The 20,749-nt window shown below is 49.8% G+C and carries 12 protein-coding genes, 1 tRNA gene and 2 pseudogenes; 4 read left to right on the top strand and 11 right to left on the bottom strand.

Going from position 1 to position 20,749, the window contains the following annotated elements; translation table 11 throughout:
• Window positions 1-5 precede the first annotated feature (5 nt).
• Entirely contained in the window at window positions 6-6,332 is a 6,327-nt protein-coding gene (locus KQX66_RS24700) for a DUF7601 domain-containing protein (protein ID WP_216795467.1), read from the bottom strand.
• A gap of 517 nt (window positions 6,333-6,849) precedes the next feature.
• On the opposite strand from KQX66_RS24700, the gene KQX66_RS37530 reads away from it, so the two are divergent.
• Window positions 6,850-7,146 (top strand): M13-type metalloendopeptidase, encoded by a 297-nt coding sequence (locus KQX66_RS37530; RefSeq protein WP_308647269.1) that lies wholly within the window; start codon window positions 6,850-6,852, stop codon window positions 7,144-7,146.
• A 14-nt stretch (window positions 7,147-7,160) separates the two neighbouring features.
• Here the strand turns inward: KQX66_RS37530 and KQX66_RS24690 are convergent, their stop codons facing one another.
• Both KQX66_RS24690 and KQX66_RS24685 read right to left on the bottom strand, forming a co-directional pair.
• Window positions 7,161-8,381: a hypothetical protein gene (locus KQX66_RS24690; RefSeq protein ID WP_216795514.1), complete on the bottom strand. Its 1,221-nt coding sequence runs from the start codon at window positions 8,379-8,381 to the stop codon at window positions 7,161-7,163.
• A 94-nt stretch (window positions 8,382-8,475) separates the two neighbouring features.
• The gene (locus tag KQX66_RS24685) at window positions 8,476-8,853 is read right to left on the bottom strand and encodes a winged helix-turn-helix transcriptional regulator (protein ID WP_216795466.1); all 378 of its coding nucleotides are present in this window, start codon (window positions 8,851-8,853) and stop codon (window positions 8,476-8,478) included.
• Window positions 8,854-8,981: 128 nt separating this feature from the next.
• Between KQX66_RS24685 and KQX66_RS24680 the strand changes: the two genes are divergently transcribed.
• Entirely contained in the window at window positions 8,982-10,025 is a 1,044-nt protein-coding gene (locus KQX66_RS24680) for a zinc-binding alcohol dehydrogenase family protein (RefSeq protein WP_216795465.1), read from the top strand.
• Window positions 10,026-10,147: 122 nt separating this feature from the next.
• On the opposite strand, the gene KQX66_RS24675 is transcribed toward KQX66_RS24680, so the two are convergent.
• The 5 genes and pseudogenes from KQX66_RS24675 to KQX66_RS38025 all read right to left on the bottom strand — a co-directional run.
• Window positions 10,148-12,442: a preprotein translocase subunit SecA gene (locus KQX66_RS24675; protein WP_216795464.1), complete on the bottom strand. Its 2,295-nt coding sequence runs from the start codon at window positions 12,440-12,442 to the stop codon at window positions 10,148-10,150.
• Between the two features lie 55 nt (window positions 12,443-12,497).
• On the bottom strand, window positions 12,498-13,208 hold the full coding sequence (locus KQX66_RS24670) for an ABC transporter permease (protein WP_216795463.1): 711 nt from the start codon (window positions 13,206-13,208) through the stop codon (window positions 12,498-12,500).
• On the bottom strand, window positions 13,205-14,050 hold the full coding sequence (locus KQX66_RS24665) for an ABC transporter ATP-binding protein (RefSeq protein ID WP_216795462.1): 846 nt from the start codon (window positions 14,048-14,050) through the stop codon (window positions 13,205-13,207). The genes KQX66_RS24670 and KQX66_RS24665 overlap by 4 nt, the downstream gene beginning before the upstream one ends.
• 138 nt (window positions 14,051-14,188) lie before the next feature.
• Window positions 14,189-15,124: a LytTR family transcriptional regulator DNA-binding domain-containing protein gene (locus tag KQX66_RS24660; RefSeq protein WP_216795461.1), complete on the bottom strand. Its 936-nt coding sequence runs from the start codon at window positions 15,122-15,124 to the stop codon at window positions 14,189-14,191.
• A 480-nt stretch (window positions 15,125-15,604) separates the two neighbouring features.
• A pseudogene (locus KQX66_RS38025) lies at window positions 15,605-16,763 on the bottom strand (ABC-F family ATP-binding cassette domain-containing protein); the annotation flags it as partial.
• A gap of 19 nt (window positions 16,764-16,782) precedes the next feature.
• Between KQX66_RS38025 and KQX66_RS24650 the strand changes: the two are divergent.
• On the top strand, window positions 16,783-16,959 hold the full coding sequence (locus tag KQX66_RS24650; RefSeq protein WP_253957416.1) for a hypothetical protein: 177 nt from the start codon (window positions 16,783-16,785) through the stop codon (window positions 16,957-16,959).
• Window positions 16,960-17,226: 267 nt separating this feature from the next.
• Window positions 17,227-17,303, top strand: a tRNA-Met gene (locus KQX66_RS24645).
• 439 nt (window positions 17,304-17,742) lie between these two features.
• On the opposite strand, the gene greA is transcribed toward KQX66_RS24645, so the two are convergent.
• The 3 genes and pseudogenes from greA to KQX66_RS24630 all read right to left on the bottom strand — a co-directional run bounded on the left by greA (window position 17,743) and on the right by KQX66_RS24630 (window position 20,591).
• On the bottom strand, window positions 17,743-18,222 hold the full coding sequence (gene greA, locus KQX66_RS24640; protein WP_010501524.1) for a transcription elongation factor GreA: 480 nt from the start codon (window positions 18,220-18,222) through the stop codon (window positions 17,743-17,745).
• A 268-nt stretch (window positions 18,223-18,490) separates the two neighbouring features.
• Entirely contained in the window at window positions 18,491-19,360 is an 870-nt protein-coding gene (locus KQX66_RS24635) for a deoxyribonuclease IV (protein ID WP_216795460.1), read from the bottom strand.
• A 79-nt stretch (window positions 19,361-19,439) separates the two neighbouring features.
• Window positions 19,440-20,591 (bottom strand): annotated as a pseudogene (locus tag KQX66_RS24630) (IS3 family transposase).
• Window positions 20,592-20,749 lie beyond the last annotated feature (158 nt).

Genomic DNA, 20,749 nt, shown 5'->3' with positions numbered 1-20,749 from the left:
TCCGGTTACTGGATGTGCTTTTTCTTCTTTCTGTCGAGCAGACAGAGTCCGATCGTAATCAAGGACATCAGCGCCAAAGCCATATAGAAGATTGGCGATGCGCTGCTATCCCCTGTTTTCGGAACATCGTCCAGATCGTTGTCGACATTGCCGGGTCCCTTGTTGTCGTCGCGGGTTCCGTTGTCGACGTTGCCGGGTCCCTTGTTGCCGTCGCGAGTTCCGTTGTCGACGTTGCCGGGTCCCTTGTTGCCATCGCGGGTTCCGTTGTCGACGTTGCCGGGTTCCTTGTTGCCGTCGCGGGTTCCGTTGTCGGCGTTGCCGGGTCCCTTGTTGCCTTCGCGAGTTCCGTTGTCGACGTAGCCGGGTTCCTTGTTGCCTTCGCGGGTTCCGTTGTCGGCGTTACCGGGTCCCTTGTTGCCTTCGCGGGTTCCGTTGTCGACGTTACCGGGTTCTTTGTTGCCATTGCCGGACCCGTTGTTGCCATTGGCGGGTCTGTTGTCGACGTTATCTGATCCATCGTCGTCGCTACCGGTTCCGCTATTGCCTTCGCCGGGCTCGGGCTTGACGGGGCCAGGTCCAGGGTTGCTGGGTTCAGTTCCTCCGCCATCGCCGCCGGAACTTACCGGCTTCAACTGTACATCGTGACGTACGATGTCGCTTCCAACCGAGATAGTTGGGCTCGTATACGTCTCATACCCGGCTTTCGTTACAATCAGATAGTAATCCGTGTTCGGGAACACCATGTACGCATATGCGCCGTTTACATCGCTGTTCTGACTTGGGCTGGCGTTATCGTTCGGCGCAAAGCCCGGAATCATAGGCAGCGTCACTTTCGTGCCTGCCACGATGCCATTCGCCTTGTTCTTCGGCGTATCGGCATAGTACAGCGTCACTTCGGCGCCTTCAATCGTTGCGCCGGTCGTTGCATCCGTAATGATGCCATACGGGTCGACGAGCTGCTGAGAAATATTCAATTCCCCATTCGCCTTCACGTCCAGCCCCGCATCCCGAATGAGCGTCAGTTCTCTGCCCGGCTCAACTTCGTAGCGCACTTCCATTTTGTAGTGCTCCGCAGATAAACCATTCACAGCGAATGCGCCGTTCGGTTGCAAGCTGAATGCTTTCGGAGCGCCGTTCTGATCCACAATATATTTGCCGCTCGCATCCCGCAAATAAATGCGCGCCTTGCCCGCGAGCGTGCTGTTCAGCAGCGAAGACTGCCCTTTGGGCTGCTTCAGGAGCACGACGCCTACAGCCGTAATGTGCGCCGGAACCAGCTCGCCGCCCTTCACATTGCTGTCAACTTCCGCTTTTTGCGTGAAAGTGATCGACTCGTCAACACCGTTCATTTTGATCTTTTTCGTGAAGCTGATCGTGTAGTCGCCACCATATGCTACAGGCAGGAAGTACGCGCCAGCGGCATCGGTCGTGATCGTATGCTTCTCGCCATTCGCCTCGTTGGTGATGACAACGGTCGCATTCGGAATCACTTCGCCCGTTGTGTTGTCGCGCAGCACCCCGATGATTGCCGCCGGCACGGCAGTTACCGTCGTGGTGGCGATCAATTTCCCTTCCGTCAGGCTGTTCACCCTGGCTGTGATGTGGTGATCCTCAGGCGTTGTAGCGCCCAGCTTTGGCGGTGTATAAGGGATGACCGCTTTCCCTTGCGCATCGGTCTTGGCCGTTACTTCCGATTGATCCGGCAGGATGAAGACGACATCCTGGTTCGCAACCGGCTTGCCTTCATAATCGGTCAACGTTGCCGTCAACTGTGAAGGCGTCGTACCGTTGCCGGGAACGACCGCGGGATCCGCCGTCAGCGTCAGCTTGCCAGACAGATGCTTCGCATTGACGAATCGGGCTTCGGCAATCTGCTTCGCTATGATCGTGCCGCTATGCATCCGATTCACCGGGTCGGTGGTGTAACCCTCGCCCGAATAATCGGTCTCGGTGACGATATAGCGAACACCGCTCGGAATGCCTTCAATGGCGACGGTCTGCCCATGCTTGAGGGTGATCGTCTCGCCGGATCCGATCGTTCCCGTCGTGCCGTCCGATTTCGTGTAGGCGTACGGATTACCTGCAGCGGCGTCCGGGAATTCGACAGTAAACTTAAATTCTTTATTCTTGTCCGCCCCGCTGCCTTCCACCGTCTGCCCGATCAGCAGACCTCCGTACACCATCCGCGTGTTGACGACCTCCTCTTTATGGTCGCCCTCCTCGGCAATGGTGCCGTTCGTTTGCCAGTCCGGCCAAGTCGTCGTGTAGCCGTCAGCTGTATAATCGGTCTCGGTGACGGTGTAGGTTGTATCCTTGGGAATCCCGTCGATAACGGCGGTTTCCCCATGCTTGAGGGAAATCTTGCCGCCGGACCCGATGGTTCCCGTCGTACCGCCCGATGTCGTATACGCATACGTCTTGCCCGCACCCGCGCCTTCGAAGGTGACGGTGAACTCAAACACCTTATTCTTGTCCGCGCCATTGCCCGCGACCGTCTGACCGATCGTCAGCTTGCCTGGGAGGTACTTGCCGTTGACGAACTTCGCTTCGACCGTTTCGTTCGCCACGATGCTGCCGGTACGCTTCAGATCCGCCGGATCGGTGGCGTAGCCCTCGTCTGTGTACCCCTTCTGGACGATGGTGTAGGTGATGCCGTCCGGGATATCCTTGATGGTGATGGCCTGGCCGCCTTTCAGCTTAACGGTTCCGCCGCTGGGCAAGGTGCCGCTTATTGCGCCAGAATAGGCATAGGACTTGCCGTTGCTGAAGGTAATCGTATATTCAAATTCCTTGTTGGGGTCCGCCGCTTTCCCCTCTATCGCCGTGGCCAGCTTCAGATGGCCAGTCTCCCACACCGGGGTTGGCACAACGAGCGGCTTGGCGCTGGTCACCTCCACCCCGTCTACCCAGATGGGATTCCAGGGAGTAGACGCCACACGCACCTGATAAACCGTTGTGGTCGGCAGATAGGTGATCGGGTCGATATACGTTTGCTTGAGCACGTAAAGCCCGGCTTTGGCAAACAGGCTAAGCTTGCCGTCCGAACCTGTAGTTCCGCTGGTGACCTCTGTTTTGCCGTCGGGCTCATACAGCGTGAATATTACGCCGCCGAGCGGCTTGCCTTTGGGGTCGACCTTGACCAGATCCAGCTTGCCTTGGGTGTCTGCGCTACCGCCCACGTCACTGTTGTCGACCGCGTGTTCGCTTTTGGCACCGATGTTCTTCAGGGTGTCATCGCCCATCAGCTTGATCTCGTTGCCGACCTTCCCGCCGCTGGGCACTTCGGTGACCTCGGTCTGATACACGATCTGGTAGAGCTGGTTCGGATTCGCTATCCGGAAAATCAGCCGGGTCGCGCCGCCTTCTGTGACGGTTTCCACCTTGATCTCGCTGTTCGGGTCGTACAGGTTCAGCGCATCGCCGTCCCTCGACAGCTCGCCGCTGGGGGTCAGCTTGGCACGGTACACCGCCATGTCAGGGCGTCGCAGCGAGAGTTTCCCGCTTTCATCCTTACGCAGCACCAGCCCTTGGCCAAGGGTATCCTGCAGATAGACGCCGTCCTTCACCTCGAAAGGCGGGGTGTAATTCACCGTCCATTCCAGCACGCCGGGGTTCGGCTTCTTCACCGATTTGCCCAGCGACTGCATCGGGACGATGACCTTACGGGCGGCTGCGACTGTGCTAGGCTCATCCCCCCATGTGATTTTCATCTCGGCGGTGTTCGTCATCTCATGCTTTGCTGCGCCGGTTTCAAAATATTGACGCAGGGTCGCCTCGGTAGGTCTTGCCTTGACCAGAACGACATAGGGACTTTCCAGCTTGGTAAAGGAAAAAGTACCTATGTTCCCTGCGGCGGAGAAGCTCACGAGATCACTTGGGTCGGAAATAAGCGTTACTGCGCTAACAGTCGCTCCATAATCTGCCCGGGTTCCCTTGTAAATTGCAAAAGCCTGTCCCTCCGAATAGGGCACAAACTCCCAGCCCTCGGGTAGAGTATCGACGAGTTTAATGTCGCTGGCAACGTGATTGCCGCCATCCTTTGCCATCTCCTCGGTCTTCAGGCCGTTCATATTGACCGACAGCCGGAAGGTCACCGTCTTGGTCACCTGATCATAGGCTGCCAGTGTATGTGCTTCGCTAACGTCGTTTCGGATGTAGTGGTTGACATTACCAGGGCTAACGGATGTTCCCGCCGGCTTTGACGCATAGAGCATCTCTTTGGCCAGCATACCGCTGTTGACCTGGTGATAAGGCAGACTTGAATCACGTGTCCGCTGTGTACCTTCAAACAGAAACGCCTGATTATAGTGAGTTGTGGACCCATTGCCCGCGAAGTGCTGCCACTGCGTCATCAGGGAATTAAAGGTGAAGGAAGCGGGCGCATCGCTATTGTATCCGGTGACACGAAGCAAGTCGGCGACAGGCTTCCCATCCTGTGAAAGTGTGTATACCTGATGCGTTAAGCCGTCACTCGACTGAAAGGAACCGGACTGAAACCGCTGGAAGTATCTCGCTCCATTGTTCCCCTTCAACTGATTCAGGATTCCAGCGTCAATCTCCGGGCTGGCGGTAACCTTGGCGAAGTCGATGGAGCTCGCATCCCCATACACCAGCAGATCGTACACCGCGCCGTCCGGAAGGGCCTCCTGAGGTGTAAGGGTAACCTTCCACGGCAATATGCCCAGACCAAGAGTATCACCGGTACTTGTGGTCTTTGTCAGGGTATGGGCGCCAATGGTGACAGCGGCAGCATCCCTCACAGTAGCTTGGTCATTGTCTTGCACAGTATTGACATCCAGCTTCCACTGGGTGGTTGCCGTGTTGGTGAAGCCGGTTGTATTGCCCGTAACTTCGGACACAATGACCAACCGGATCGGGCCGTTGACCTCGCCGAAAGAATACACATTGTTTGCGTCGGGGGTAATCGGCGTTGCTGTAGCTGACCAGTCCTTCTTGGCACTGTCCCACGACTGCCATGCGGCTGATCTCCAGGTAAGTCCGGCCGGCAGGGCATCGGTGATGGTGAAGTTTTTCAGCCCCTGCTTGCTGTAGTTCTTGTTGACATCAATCGTCCATGTAATGGTACGCGGGTCTGTGGAACTCGACCGCTTGTCCAATGTGCCGCTCTTCTGAATCCAGTCGGGCTTGAAGGCGACGCGCCACGAATTCGAGGAAAGCAGCTTGCTATCCGACGAGTTCCTCAACTCCGCGGTATTGGTGACGGTCTCGTACCCATTATTACCGCTGTTATACTCATGGTAATACTTCGCCTTGGGAATCCACGTCTTGAAGGTGACGGTCGCCTTGTCGCCGAAGCCCGCAGGGAAGGTGTAGGCCAGCGCGTTGGCGGTGCCACCGTCAGGTGTCGTCGCACTGCCGTTGACCTTGAGGGACCCCTCCACGTAGGTGCCCACCTGAATCGGATCGAGCGCGTTATAAAACTTTTGCCCGTCCAGCGGCTGCGGAATAGTGGGGTCAAACATATCCTTGGCGGCAATTTCCGCCTGCCACTCGATTGTACCCTCCGTCAAATGCGCCGTATAGATCCAGTTGTTTTCGGAAGCGTTGCTGTTGGACTTCAAGTTGATGCTGTACGTAGGCGTGACATTGGGGTTTTCGAGCATGTAGCCCGCCCCGAAAATGCCAATCGGCTTTTGGTGGCCGTAGTCTATACCCGATACATCCGCCTTCGCGGTGGATTCAAAGCCGAAGGTAATGTTCTTGCCCTGGCCGTTGAAAAAGCGTTCTTCGCCGTTAAACACCACCTTGATGCCCGCTTCGGAGAAATAGGCCGTTCCAATGGTGTAGCCCGATCTTTCCTTCAGCGTCATGGTGGCAGCCGGCAAAATCACTTCCGGAAAGTAAGTCGCTTTGTCCAGCATCACCCAATCGCCATACAAAATGACGGTGCTGCCATCCACCGTGTTCGGGTCGGCGGCGTCACCCTTCACCGGAACCTTGATGTCGCTCGATTTCAGGGAGAAGGGCTTTCTACCGTGAATGGCGTCACCCTTCTTTAAGACATTCCCGTCCTGTAGGACTTCCAGCGGAAAGGGCGAGTTAGCTCCCATGAGCACCGCCGTTTTGTCCACCGGGACTGCCTGGATCGCTGCGAAATTGACCGGCTTAGCGTACACCGCCTTAGTTACCGGCGGCGGTTCGTCCGGCGCATCGTAAACCGCCCCAGTTACCGACGACGGTTCGTCCGCGCTCGGCGAGCCGCCTTCGCTCGCCGCATAAGCGGCAGCAGAGAACATCAGCGTCTGCCAGACAAGCAAAACTGCTAGGCAGAAAGATAGCACAGCTTTACCTACACTGCGTTTTCGTTTCAATACAAAAATCTCCTCCACTCCCCAAATTCCCGAAAATTTTGGCGACAGCAGAATCATCTGGCCGATATAACGAACAAGCGAATAGACACGTGCTATTGCTTGATCCCAACGGCCCATTACATCATAGAAATCTTGCGGAGTTCCAGATGAACGGTTAAGTGCCGCGGGCATACAGGCCGGTGATCATGCTTAGGACTTTCTTCCCCCTCTCCTTCGATCATTTTTGTCATTTACATACTGTAAATGACAGGGTACGCCCAGTTTAGACGCGTATGTCACCATTATATTACTGGGACCTATACAAAAAATAGACAACCACTCCCGTATCCGTTAACGCGGTATAAATCATGATGACGATTCGTTTATGCCCTCTTGAAAATGAACAGACTCCTTACAACATGTTCAAACAGAATGTCAGAAACAACAAAAGCTAAAGCGATGAAGAAGCTGGATACGATGATTGTTAAGATCGGATATCCGGATAAGTGGGATACGACATTATGAGATTGTTCCGGGTGTGGTGAACGACGGTCTGCTTACCCTAAGCGAGAACGTTGCCGATTTAGGCGGAATGGCCGCTTCGCTTCAAGTTGTATCCGAAATGAGCAATCCGGATTATAAAGCGTATTTCGAAAGCAACGCGAAAATGTGGAAATCAACAACCACGAAAGAATTTGCAGCGACTCTAAGCACAAACGATGTACATTCAGCCAATAAAGTGCGAGTCAATCGCACGATTGTGAACTTCCCGGAATTAAGCCTGGGATGGCATGTTTGTCGCTCCGGAGGATCGCGTCTCGATTTTCTTTCATGATTCTCACTTTCAATTCAGTAATCGCGCGCTGCATCGAACCAGCGTTGAGCCATCTCCTCTGGTATAGGCTGGCCGATCAGGTGGTCAGACTGGCTTAGTTGCCATACTGCTTCACCAAGGTCTTCACGTTCAGTGGTTTCGATGCCTTTGAGGGAATTGAAGCGTACGGTAAAGGCGGTAATGGCCGCCTCGGCATCGGCAAAGCTGCGGGCCTGAGCCAAGGTTGCCTGTGCATTGTCGTAAGCTTCGTTAGCAAGCTTGGCCAGACGTTTAGGCCACGACGAGAACGGACGGCCATACTCGGTCGTCCACCATTCAGGCTTTCGCAATTGGCTCACTGAAGCATGACCGGTCCACGGGCGGGTTTTAGCGCGTGCTTTCATTTGCTGCTTTAGGCGCTTGCCCGCGGTCTCTTCCACGTTGTAGGCGATAAATCTGTCAAGCAGCGGCCACGCGCTCAGGGGCGGCAAGTCACCCAGATCGGGCATAAAGCGCAGCTCCAGATTCGTTAACCGGGCATGATGGACCAACAAGCCCAAGTCGCAGAAGTTCCCCCACAAACTCAGTGAGCTGAGGTTTGGGAACCGGTTCAGGCACTCCAGCGAGATAGCTTGTCCCATCGGCGCGTTCTGGAGCGTCAGGCTCGTGACCTGGTGCAAGTCACCCATGTCGGGCAGCAAGAAAGGGGCATCACTTTTGCGTCGGCTGGTGCGCGGCGCCAGTGTCAGAGAATATGGCAAATCGCCAGTGGCCGAGAAGCGTGATAGATCCCCGGCCACACGTAGGCGGAAATATTCAAAGACCTGCCGCGTCGGAAGCTTCAGGTGCAAACGGCTCCCGGACTGGTCCAGTTCGATATGCAAGCCATGCACAATGGACTGACTGGCGTCCGCCACCATGTCTGCAGACAGGATCGGAACCCATGCCATTTCCTCAATGGGGCGTTCCTGCGCCCAGTCGAAGAAGCCCTCGTCGCTGCCCGTATAGCGCAGAAATCGCGGCCAGGGCGAGCCGGCCGGCGTGGCAAAGACATTGAATACGGTCCAATCGACTTGTGCATCGGACGCGACGTGAAGGTCTGCCTTTTTGCCCAATTGCGACGGTCCAATAGAGAGGCTGCCCACACCGGGCTCAATGACAAGCGTGTGACTGCGAGGACCCGTCAGGTCGATAGGATAGCGACCAGCTCCTCTAATAGAACCGACAGGAGGACAAGCCTGGTTATTATTTGGCATTTCTATCATCCTTTCTTCTAGATGCCTGTATACTGCTTTATGTGCCCTACGTTGTTTGGTTCCGTAATTAGTTTAAATCTATGCAAGAAGGCCTTTAACTCTCCTCCGCTTGTATCGTGCGAATTTCATCAAGCCGCGCTTTATAAGACTCCCCCCATGCTTTCATAGACATAATCACCGGTTCCAAAGTCCTTCCGAAATCAGTAAGGGAGTATTCCACTCTTGGCGGAACCTCTTTATATATTTCTCGATGAATGATGCCGTCCCGTTCAAGCTCTCTTAACTGCAATGTGAGCATAAACTGCGTAATTCCCGGATTGAGGCGCCTGAATTCATTGAATCTTTTCGTTCCGTCCAGGAGCTGATAGAGAATAATCCCCTTCCACTTTCCGCCAATAACATCCAGCGTTGTTTCAACCGGACATGCTTGCATATCTGGACGCATTCCATATTTATTCCTTCGGTCTCCCATCAGCTTATCCTCCCAAAGGTTTGATTTTTAATACTATACCATAAAAATATGCGTACTTACTTAAAGTAATCTAACTGATATACAATGCTATCTGTACAACATTTGCTATTTGAGAGGATGGGATACCTATGAATACTCGCCAAAAGATGAAAGCAATCGGTGCTTACCGATACCTCCCCATATCTGATCCGGAAAGCCTCGTTGATCTGCATTTGGATAAACCGGAACCGACAGGCCGCGATTTGCTTGTAAATGTAAAAGCTATCTCCGTCAACCCTGCAGACGTAGGCGTTCGCGAAAAACATAACTACGAAGCCGAATCACCGAAAATTCTTGGTTGGGATGCTGCTGGAATCGTAGAACAAGTTGGCCCTGACTGTCAATTGTTTAAACCAGGGGACAGGGTCTATTATGCGGGCAGTGTGGCTCGACCAGGCACTAATAGCGAATTTCACTTGGTTGATGAACGAATTGTAGGAAAAATGCCAGGAAGTTTGGATTTCGCAGCAGCCGCCGCATTACCGCTTACCTCGATAACGGCATGGGAGGGCCTATTTGATCGTTTAGGAATTAGCTTAAACGGTAATGAAAACAAAAGTATACTTATTATCGGCGCTGCTGGAGGAGTAGGATCGATTGCCGTGCAACTTGCCAAATTAGTAGGTTTGACAGTCATCGGTACGGCTTCGCGTCCGGAGTCAACTCAATGGGTCAAAAGTTTAGGTGCGGATTTTATAATAAACCACAATAACCCTTTCCAACCTCAGCTCAAGGAATTTGGTATAGATACTGTGGATTATATTTTCTGCTTGAATGATACGGTACAACACCTGGCGAATATGTCGGAGGCCATTACCCCCCAAGGTAAAATTTGCTGTATCGTTCCTACGGATAAGGCTTCCTGGGCAGGAAGCTTGAAAATGGACTTGCTGTTTGCTAAAAGCGTAACGTTTGTATGGGAGTTCATGTTTACACGGTCCTTGTTTTACACCGAAGACATGATAAAACAACACGAATTGCTGAATGACCTGGCGGACTTAATCGATGATGGAAAATTAAAAACTACACTAAATGAACGACTAGAACCCATTAATGCAGCAAACCTCCGTTTAGCGCATGAGAAGTTGGAAAATGGACGGTCTATTGGCAAAATTGTTTTAGAAAACTTCTGATACCTGCAAAAGAAGGTACGGCCGAAGTAATAATCGAGTGGATGATGCAAAAGCCGCCATAGCTTTGGCGGCAGTGGTATGTTTATACCGATTATAAAATTGAGAAATCCAAGCGGTCCCGATCAAAATTTCGGCCACCCGAATACCGGTTTCAGCATCTTGCGCATCCAATAAGCGATTATCGTCCCTGGGTTCCATGAACCGGGATTCTGCAAGTACTCCATGTATTGATCGTTGATAGTATAAGTCCAAGTGGAAGTAGGGCTCTTCAGCCCGAACTTTTCCCACTTCGCCGGATCATTCGAACCTCCGAGCTTTACGAGCATATTTGCCGACTCTCTATTTATTTTTGTCGGAATTTGCTCGTAGGCTTGGATGATTTGCACATGAAATTCATCGATCGGATTGCGGTTGGTAAGGCTCGTCAAATGGATGCTTTCGCGAATGTAAGAAACGTAGGCCAGATGGTCAGCCCAGAACTTGTCGATATAATAAAGCCGTACCCGCTGCTCCGAAGGGCTCATCGGCGTCTCGCCTTTCAAAATTCCGAGCCGCTCCTCGTATAGAATACGCCGCTGTTCCTCCACCATATCCGAATAACGGTTCAGTTCCTGGCGGATATGGAAGTTTTGGCCCATAATAACGCGCTGAATGTGGGCGATATTGCTGCGGAGCACCGACTCCTCGAGAGCATCATCCTGCCTGAGATCGCGATAGGCGGGCGGAATCACTTTATCGATGCCGAACCGAAGCATCAACTCGTCCTCCAAGCTTACGAAAAATACGGAAGCTCCCGGGTCGCCTTGGCGGCCAGAACGCCCGCGCAGTTGGTTGTCGATCCGCACGCTTTCGTGCATATGCGTACCAATCACGTACAACCCGCCCAGCTTGGCGACAACTTCTGCTTGCGTGGGGTTGCCGCCGCCGAGCCGAATGTCGACGCCGCGCCCCGCCATATTCGTAGACACCGTCACGGCGCCGATTTCTCCTGCTTTGGCGATGATCTCGGCTTCTTTTGCGTCGTTTTTCGCATTCAGAACATGACAAGGTACGTTGGCAGCCGCTAGCGCCTCCGCCAGCATGTCAGACTCCTCGACGCTTGACGTACCAACTAGAATTGGACGTCCCGTCGCATGGACGGACGAGATTTCTTGTACAAGCGCCTTAAATTTGGCTTCTTTATGGGTATAAATCCGGTGCGGAAGGTCGATCCGTATGTTTGGCCGGTTCGGCGGAATTTGCACGACCTGCAGCTCATAAATATCTTCGAATTCCATTGCGGAAGCGAGCGCGGTAGCCGTCATTCCGCAAATCTTCGGATATAGGCTAAGGAAGTGTTGAAGGGTGATCGTACCGAGAATTTTCCCGCCGGCTTTCGACTGCAGTCCTTCTTTGGCCGCAAGCGCGGCTTGCAGCCCGTCCGGCAAATGCCTGTTCTCCGCTACGCGGCCGGTATATTCGTCGATCAGCTCGATTTTACCGTCCCGGACGATGTAATCGACGTCTTTTTTCAATAACGATTCCGCATGCAGTGCGCAATTTAACGATATTAACAAATGACTATTATGGCTTTCGTACAAATTGCCGCATCCCAGCAGCGATTCCGCTTTCGCAGAGCCCGCTTCATTCAAATAAACGTTCCGCTTGAACTCGTCGAAGTCGTAATGCTCATCTTGCTCGAGCTGCCTAGCCACTTCTGCAAAACGAATGCCGTCGTTGCCGGAAGAGCCCGGCTCGCCGGCGATGACTAGCGGCACCCGCGCTTCGTCGAGAAGCAGTGAATCCGCTTCGTCGACGATGACGTAGTGGAAAGGACGATGCACGGTATCGGCTTCGTTTAGTGCGATCGCGTCGCGCAAGTAATCGAATCCTGCCTCTTTGGCCGTAACATAGGTTATATCCGCGGCGTACGCTTCCCGTTTCTCGGGCAAGCTCATGCCCGCTTGAACCGAGTTTACCGTTAGCCCGAGGAAACGATAGATCGGGCCCATCCACTCCGCATCCCGATTTGCCAAATAATCGTTAAAAGTCAGCACATGAACGCCTTCGCCGGTTAGCGCATGTAGATAAGCAGGCATAACAGCAGAGAGCGTTTTTCCTTCGCCGGTATGCTGCTCGATCAAAAATCCCTCGTGCAGAGCGATGGCAGCCATGATCTGGACATCGTAGGGCTGTAATCCGATCGTTCTCTTCGCTGCCTCACAAACTAGCGCATAGGCATCGACAAGCAGCTCGTCCAAAAGCGTACCCGATTTTGCTTCCTTTTTCAGCCGGAGAGATTCCGCTTGCAGCTGCTTTTCGTCCCATGCTTCCAAATTCCGTTTCCTGACGAGCTCCGCTTTGTCCCGATAGCCTTTCAGCTTATGCCGGGTATCTCGGTCTTTGAATTCTCGCATCCACTTGACGGCTAAATTCATCGGAATTTGATCCCTCCTCGTTAGAAATACGCGATTCTTTTTTGTAATTTTTTTCTTACCCGTCCTTTAACCGTCGGTTATACAAAACAACAGACACAATCGTTAATCCAACCGTCCATGCCAAAGTAATGAGGAGGGGTTTTAATAAGTCTCCCGTCGCAAAGACTATATTGTGTATACCTAGCAAATACACAAGTTGACTGCTTGGTACGTACTCCAGCACTTTGAAGATCGGAAAATCTTTCACTAGTAACACTCCAAATGGCGCTGCAATGAATACGATCGCCACAGGAATTATAGATAATGATGTTTCAAGCAGCGTCTTGGAGAATAAACCACATATCGTCCCGACGGCTGTGTATAGAATAATCGAAAGAATGATTGCTGCCACAAACGCCCATATCCAATCTGGCTGATAGCCAAATATATATGTAACAATAGCCAGAACAACAGCAGACATTACAAAGACTAGAGCGCTTTTACCTATTAAAACATCCATGGACGTGGCCGGAGTCATCATTAATGATCGTAAAGTGTTACGCTCCTTTTCTTCCGCAATCAAGCATGCTTGTACAAAGCTCGTTAAAAACGTAAACGAAAAATTTAGAACAAAACCAAAAACTCCAATCGAAGATATGCCTTGGCCTCTATAAAGGAAGGCTAAGAGTATTGGAAAAATCAACATAATAGAGATCGCATAATTGCGTGAAAACTCTTTATAATCCTTCACAAATATCGCTCGAGCACGTTTTAATGAGATACTCATAGTAACTCACTTCCTGTCATTTTAATAAAGATATCACCTAGACTTGGCTCTTTCGTTTCCAATCGATCAATTAACCCTCGTTTCATCCAATCGGCTATTTGATCGGCCGTTCCCTCATCGATCGGGAGCTCGTAGGCTTCCCCATGGATTAAGGCAACACAAACTACGTTTTCCCGATGTTGTTTTTTAAGTTCCTTGGGTGAGCCGATGGTTTGGATTTGTCCTTGGTACAAAATCGCTACACGGTTACATATCAATTCGGCCTCAGCCATATCATGCGTAGTTAAAAAAATCGTTGTCCCTTTCTCATTTAAGTAGCGTAGGCCTTTATAAATATGTGCCGAGTTTACTGGATCTAAAGCCGAAGTAGGTTCATCTAAAAATAATAATTCCGGCTCATGGATAATCGCGCATGCCAACATGACACGCTGACGCATCCCTTTCGATAAGCGATTGACTTTCTTTTTGCGCTCTCCGCTTAAGTTTACAAACTGCAGCACCTTATCGATCGAAGATCTGGGAAGATCATATAATTGTCGATACAGCTCTAGATTTTCTTCAATCGTTAATCTCTCATATAGACCACTGTTATCCGTCAAAATGCCAAAGCGCATCTTCTGTGCAGACTGATGCATCATCTCCGCCGGCTGGTTAAATACATTTGCCTGTCCACTTGTCGGATTTAATTGCGCCGTTAAAATCTTTATTAATGTTGTCTTTCCTGAACCACTCGGACCCAGGAAACCAAAAATTTCCCCTTTTGGAATGGAAAAGGACACGTCTGATAACGCATCCTTATTTCCAAATCTCTTTCGAATATGTTCTACTTGGATAACATCCATGAACACCACTTCCTTAGAGTTGATGGCTTAAATATATAAAAATTGCATGCCTCCAGCCATCAAAACCCGCCGAAATGTAGCTGTTATCGCCTGAATGGTACCCTGGAATGCTTGATTGGTTCGATATTACCCCGGAAATTAAATGTTAAGAAGTGCTTTTAATTCATGCAATTTTGAACGAGATAACGGAACCACGGCATCTTTGCTTGTATTTAATCGCAAGCTGTAGCTATTTTTCGTCCATGTAATAATCTCTCTTACTTTTTGCAAGTTAACGATGTAGGATCGATGACACCTAAAAAATCCGAAATTTAACAATCTCTGCTCGAGCTCGGTTAGCGTCAAAGCACAGTCATAATGTTCCCCACCCACATGAACAAGGATGGAGCCATCTATGCTTTCTATGTAATCGATTTCAGGCGGATTAAATAAAATCACTTTGTCATTTCTTTTCGTATAAATCTTCTGCAAGGTTATATTGGCCCGATCTTGTTCCTGCACTTCCTGCTTATCCTCTTCTGAGTCCCGAATATCCAATGGATGAAGTCCGAATTCGTTCAATCGATAAATGGCATCACAGGAAATAAGGGCATCCTCTAAATTCGAAGTTAAAATTAATATCTGCTTTTCTTTCGAAAGGTCATCTAAAATCCGTTTAAAATGACGACGATCTTGTTCTTCCAAGTAAAAATAGGGTTCCTCCAGTACAAGTGTAGGCTGATGCGCAAAAAAGACACGCAGCAACGTCACATACATCCTTTTCGATGAGCTTAGATCCTTGATTTTTACCTTCCGTTCTTCTTTTAAAGCAAAATAATCCATTAACAGAGCGACATGCTCATTCCTCTCCGTTACTTTGATTAGAAAAGTGATTAGCTCTTCCACCGTTAAACGCATATACTCGCCTTGCCCGGCTCGAAATAAATAATATTGGGAATGATTCACTAATTGATTCATTAAAAGCTGCTTTCGCTTCAAGTCCGTTATAATGCCAATCGATTGGTTCAATGTCATATTTAATTCGAGCTTCGGTAGAAATAATTCCCCATCATAATACATTGGTTGAAATTGCATGCCGTCCCCCTGATCAGTGCCGCTATAGGATATATATAACAATTATAATGTTGGGATACTTTTTTGTCAGTTTCTATCGAAAAATATAGCGGCATGTCTTTTCGAAGCCATAGGTCGGGAAAATACGATGAGAGGGGATTTTTCATGCAACAACGCATTTAAAATCCGGATCGGCTCATTCATTCGCGGTAGATCATAAACGTATTTTGGGGGCGGTTCTGCAAGCGGATTCAGGAGATGGACGACTGTCATGGAGCAGAGCGGCCGGTTGAGCTCTGCTAGCCGATTCTTTGTCGCTAACACAACTAAACTCTACGTAACCGCAACCTTATTGAACCTAAGAGCGCTGAATAAAATCGCCTGCACACATATATTCAAACCCATGCCCCGCAAGGAAAGCCACAAAAGAACTTGCCTATTTATGATATGGTTCAGCTTAGCGGGTCTATCGGCGAATAAATGCGAAAGGAGCTTACCACCGACCGCGCCGGGAAAATGGATCAGAGCTTGCTCCATTACCTGTATGCTCGTGAGGTCCAGATGGTTGGTCGGCTCGTCCAAGATAATAACGGCCGCACCCGAGAGAAGACACTTAGCCAGAGCCACCCGAGCCTTCTGCCCGCCGGACAGATTGCCGATCGCCTTGCTTAGATCTGCCTCCGAGAATTGCAGCATAGCTAGGAATTTGTTCACCTTTTTGCGCAGAGCGTCCAATCTCAATCCATACGTATTCACCGCGTGGCTGACGGTATCCTTAGGATCAAGTTCCTCCCACATCCGGTTGAAGTAGGCATAGTTAACGCCTTTCTCCCAGACAACCTCCCCGGAAACCGGCTTCTCCTGCCCGGAAAGCGCCTTAATGAGTGTGGACTTCCCGCTTCCGTTCGGTCCCACGATGACCAAACGATCTTCCTTCTGAATATCGAAGCTAACGTTCTCGAAGATCTGTCTACCCTCGTATGTCTGCCCGATCTTCTTCACTTCGCATAGCTTGTCCGGGAAGCGCAACCTCTCGTAGATATCGGTAATCAGCACGTTAACGGGATGCGGCTCTATCCGCTTCTTGTTATCCGCCAGCTTACGCGAGAGTCGGTCCTTGGAACCGGAATTCCGGTTCGCGCGATCGTCGATCGCCTCGGATTCCATGAGCAGCAGCTCTTCCTCCCACTCGAACTGGCGGTCCAGCTCTTTCTTGCGCATCTTCTTCTTACGGACGTAATCGGTTTAATTGCCTTCGTATTCCTGAAAATGATAGTTCTCGATCTCGATCGTACGCGTGACGACCTTGTCGATAAATTGCCGATCATGCGACACCAGAATCATGGCTCCCTTGAATCGGTACAGCCACTGCTCCAGCCATGCGATCCCTTCCATATCCAAGTAATTCGTCGGCTCGTCGAGCAGAACGACATCAGGCAGCTCGATTAGCATCTTCGCAAGCGCCGCGCGGTTACGCCATCTCTCGTTCGATAAGGGCAACCTCCTCGAAGCACGCTTCCAGTTCTTGCTGAACGGACAGGCTTCCGCTGAGTTCCGAGAATTGCGAAAAATATCCGATTCGCACCTGAGGATCTATTTCTACTCTGCCGGACGTCGGCTCTTCCTTGCCCATGATGAGCTTAAATACCGTGCTGCAAGAGGTCGGAGATAAGCTGAGTATGGTTACAGATGATCGCGAGATGAATGCGCTGTTAGCAAGGCAAGCGGGGTTATTCGAACAAATGGATCATCTCGATGGCTGGAACGTTTCCGTCGAGATTAATACGGTCCTTACGAAGTTAGGGTTTAAAGACAGATCCCGCAACCAACCAATCGATGAGTTATCCGGAGATTAGGCCGATACGTTCCCCTTGCATAACTCGAAAATAAATGTCGCGAAAGATCATAGACTCTTCGTACTTCTTCGTGACGTTCTCCAACCGTATTACGCTCATGGCTATCACCCTTCTGATTTCAACACTCTAGAGTGATTATACCACCCTCGCCTTAAGGATACTTCACGCTCTAGAGAGATCCCATAAATGAGCTTGCATATTAACACCAATTAGTGTAATATAAGAGACCTGGCGAACGTTAAAGGTTACTATACTTTGTTATTCTATCGCGGGGTGGAGCAGCCCGGTAGCTCGTCGGGCTCATAACCCGAAGGCCGCAGGTTCAAATCCTGCCCCCGCAACCAACTTACAATTTTGTCTCGACACATATATGAGAATGCCTTTAAATCACTGATGTGGCTTAAAGGCATTTTTGCGTTATCTTATATATTTATGGATACTGTATATGCCCTGCGAGGAAACGAGCAAGTTGCTCTTATTTGTGATACGGTTCACTTATCACCAAAAAGGCGAAATCGCATGGCGCCGCAGCAAGTAGGTTTCGCCTGAATTGGGGCATCTTCTGCCTATTGAACGCAACTGCAACTTATTCTCATCAATTGAATCTCGTCAAAACCTGTGCTGATCACTTATGCATGACCTCACCAGTACGAGCGAAACCATACAGGAGTGCCTATACCGTCACCATATTCGGCGGATCTGACACCGACCCTCAGGATCACAACAGACCGGAAGTTATTATAGCATCGATCCTAGGAGTGCCGACGGAAGTGCTAATTATGACTAAATCATTTTGATTTCGAGCAGCTCATACTGAAGATTGCCCATCGGCGCGTTTACGTTAATTATATCCCCTACCTTTTTGCCCAAAAGACCCTTTCCGAGCGGGCTTTCGTAAGATATTTTGTTCTCCGCTACATTCGCTTCAGCCGGACCGACAATGCGGTATTCAATCCTCTCGGCAAATTCAATATCATTCAAGATCACATAAGAACCTACGCCGACTTCATTCAAGTCCACACTGTCCGCACTCACGACTCGTGCCCGCTTTATTATCCGCTCCAGGACCAAAATCCGGGTTTCCATGTGCGATTGATCATCCTTGGCAGAATGGTACTCACTGTTTTCTTTAAGATCGCCATAACTAATCGCCACTTTCAACCGCTCTGCCAACTCCTTACGCTTGACCGTCTTGAGCTCGTTGAGTTCTTCCTCTATCTGCTCTAAGCCCTCTTGCGTCAATATTACTTCATCTTTATTCATAGTTTCAGCCCTCATTCCCTGTAGTCTATACCATATTACCTTACTTGGAGTGCAATAGCTAAAATAATTATTGGATATTTGGATGGCAGAAAATTGACTTTTCACTATGCTTCGGATATCACAAGGGTTTCGCTTGGCAGACTAGCCTTCCATGCCCGCCACTCCATGTAGAATCAAGTCTTTTTTTACCCATTTCGAGTAGCGAGGAAGCCAAATTCCTCAGTCCCGTCAGGGCGGCGCGAAATTCGGATGGACCGAGCTAAGCGTCTTATTTTTCTATCGGTTCTGTTAACTCTCTTTTCAGTAAAGCAATTTCATGTTTATACGGAGGGTTTTTATATTTAATAGGTCCTATAGATGGGGTTTCGAGCAGTTTGGGGATATTAGAAAGTTGAGGATGGTGAACAATATAGTCTAAGGCTTGCAGACCTATAAGTCCATGTCCGATATTCTCATGCCGATCTTTACGGGAGCCGCGTTCGTTCTTGGAATCATTAATGTGAAGCACCTTTAACCGATTAAGCCCAATGATGCGATCGAACTGATCAATCACGCCGTCAAAGTCATGGACAATATCGTATCCGGCATCATGAACGTGGCAAGTGTCCAAGCAAATTGAAAGACACTCATTGTTGGTTACTCCGTTTATAATGCGAGCCAGTTCCTCAAAGCGAACGCCACATTCCGTGCCTTTACCGGCCATCGTCTCTAACGAGATTTGAACTTTTTCATTCCGGGTAAGAACTTCATTAAGCCCCTTAATGATCTTGTTAAGTCCCTTGTCTACTCCTTCTCCAACGTGTGATCCGGGATGCATAACAATCTGTTCCGAACCCAATGCTTCCGTCCGTTCCATTTCATCGCGCATAAAGGCAATGCTATGACTGAATACTTGATTGTTCATAGAATTCCCCAGATTGACCAGGAAAGGAGCGTGAACAACAATATTGCTGATTCCATGCTCTTTCATATGCGCATGCCCCTCTAGAATCTTGTAATCAGAGATCGGTTTTCTTTTAGTATTTTGTGGAGCACCGGTGTATATCAGGAATGTATTCGCTCCATAAGAAGCTGCCTCTTTGCTGGCTTTAAGTAACATCTCCTTGCCGCCCATGGATACGTGACTTCCGATTAGCATGTATTATCCCCCGAATTCCGCATTTCGTTTAACAGATTTGGACCACTGTCAATAGATTGGACGCATAGAATCGAGAGAATTACGCAGCAGGTCGGTACATACGTTCGTACTGATTGGGTGTAAAATACCCGATGGAGGAATGGATTCGTTTTCCATTATAGAAGCACGCAATATACTCAAAAATCCGCTCTCTGGCTTCTTTGCGGGTCTTGAACTTCTCTAAATATACGAGTTCTTTCTTCAGCACGCTGTGGAACGATTCGATACAAGCGTTATCGTAGCAATTTCCTTTGCGGCTCATGCTGCCCTTCATCTTATACTTTTTGAGTCGCTCCTGGTACTCTAAAGAAGCATACTGACTGCCTCGATCAGAGTGGTGGAGAACTTCACCGCGTGGCTTCTGAAGCCGATAGGCTTGATCTAGCGCCTTTATCACAAGTGACTTCGTCATTCGTTCATCCATATGAAACCCTACGATTTTACGGCTGTATAAGTCCATGACGCTCGCTAAATAAAGCCATCCTTCATCCGTCGAGATATAGGTGATGTCTGTCATCCAGACCTGATTGGGCGCACTCGCTTGAAACTGTTGATTCAGCACATTCGCGGCTACCGGCAAATTATGCTTGGAATTCGTTGTTGCTTTATATTTCTTGATTGTTTGGGATTTCAAGCCGAGCTCCTTCATGATTCGAGCAACGGTTTTCTCGGCTACCTGAACGCCTTGTTTCTTCAGGGTTTCCCAGATTTTCTTGCTTCCATAAAGACGCCTATGGTCAAAAAAGATACGCCGAATCTGTTTTTTTAAGCCACTCATGACGTTGGCTTCGACCGCCTTCTTTCCGCCGGGTCCAATCATAATAACCGCTTCGGGAGATTCCAAATACGGCGCACATCTTCGCGACACGGAGCTTGAAGCAATGATCGTGGATGAATTTATAGATCAGCGCCGGTCTTTTGCGAAGTAGTGCATCGCCTTTTTTAAGATTTCGTTCTCCTCTTCCAGATCACGAATCCGCTTCTGAAGATCACGCATGGCCTTGTCTTCCGGTTTTAGTTGCCCCCTACCCAGAAACGCCCCGCTGCCGTCCTGTTTAAACTCGGCGATCCAGCGATAGATCGTATTCTCATGCAGACCCATCTCACGGGCTACCTGCGCCACCGACTTCCCTTCTTTTTGAACGAGTCGAACGGTTTGAAGTTTGAATTCTTTGTCGTATTTTTTCGTCATGTCGGACACCTCGATTATGAATGCTTTTATTTTCGCACTCTCGGTTCTCCGTGTACAATATTGAGTCTAGCATCAGATTATTTTCAGCGTTTACGGGAAGAGAGGATGTTATACATCAGGCAATTAACAACTGACAAACTGAAACGACAACGTTCGAC

This window comes from Paenibacillus oleatilyticus (assembly GCF_018998565.1).
GTDB classification, from domain to species: Bacteria; Bacillota; Bacilli; order Paenibacillales; family NBRC-103111; genus Paenibacillus_G; species Paenibacillus_G oleatilyticus.
Note: the sequence above shows the minus strand (reverse complement) of the source record. Positions and strands in the feature narration are given on the sequence as shown.

Bases quoted from the DNA above. Each gene is read 5' to 3' on its own strand.
- KQX66_RS24690 (WP_216795514.1), bottom strand. From the start codon at position 8,381: ATGCCAAATAATAACCAGGCTTGTCCTCCTGTCGGTTCTATTAGAGGA.
- KQX66_RS24685 (WP_216795466.1), bottom strand. From the start codon at position 8,853: ATGGGAGACCGAAGGAATAAATATGGAATGCGTCCAGATATGCAAGCA.
- KQX66_RS24680 (WP_216795465.1), top strand. From the start codon at position 8,982: ATGAATACTCGCCAAAAGATGAAAGCAATCGGTGCTTACCGATACCTC.
- KQX66_RS24675 (WP_216795464.1), bottom strand. From the start codon at position 12,442: ATGAATTTAGCCGTCAAGTGGATGCGAGAATTCAAAGACCGAGATACC.
- KQX66_RS24670 (WP_216795463.1), bottom strand. From the start codon at position 13,208: ATGAGTATCTCATTAAAACGTGCTCGAGCGATATTTGTGAAGGATTAT.
- KQX66_RS24665 (WP_216795462.1), bottom strand. From the start codon at position 14,050: ATGGATGTTATCCAAGTAGAACATATTCGAAAGAGATTTGGAAATAAG.
- KQX66_RS24660 (WP_216795461.1), bottom strand. From the start codon at position 15,124: ATGCAATTTCAACCAATGTATTATGATGGGGAATTATTTCTACCGAAG.
- KQX66_RS24650 (WP_253957416.1), top strand. From the start codon at position 16,783: ATGGTTACAGATGATCGCGAGATGAATGCGCTGTTAGCAAGGCAAGCG.
- greA (WP_010501524.1), bottom strand. From the start codon at position 18,222: ATGAATAAAGATGAAGTAATATTGACGCAAGAGGGCTTAGAGCAGATA.
- KQX66_RS24635 (WP_216795460.1), bottom strand. From the start codon at position 19,360: ATGCTAATCGGAAGTCACGTATCCATGGGCGGCAAGGAGATGTTACTT.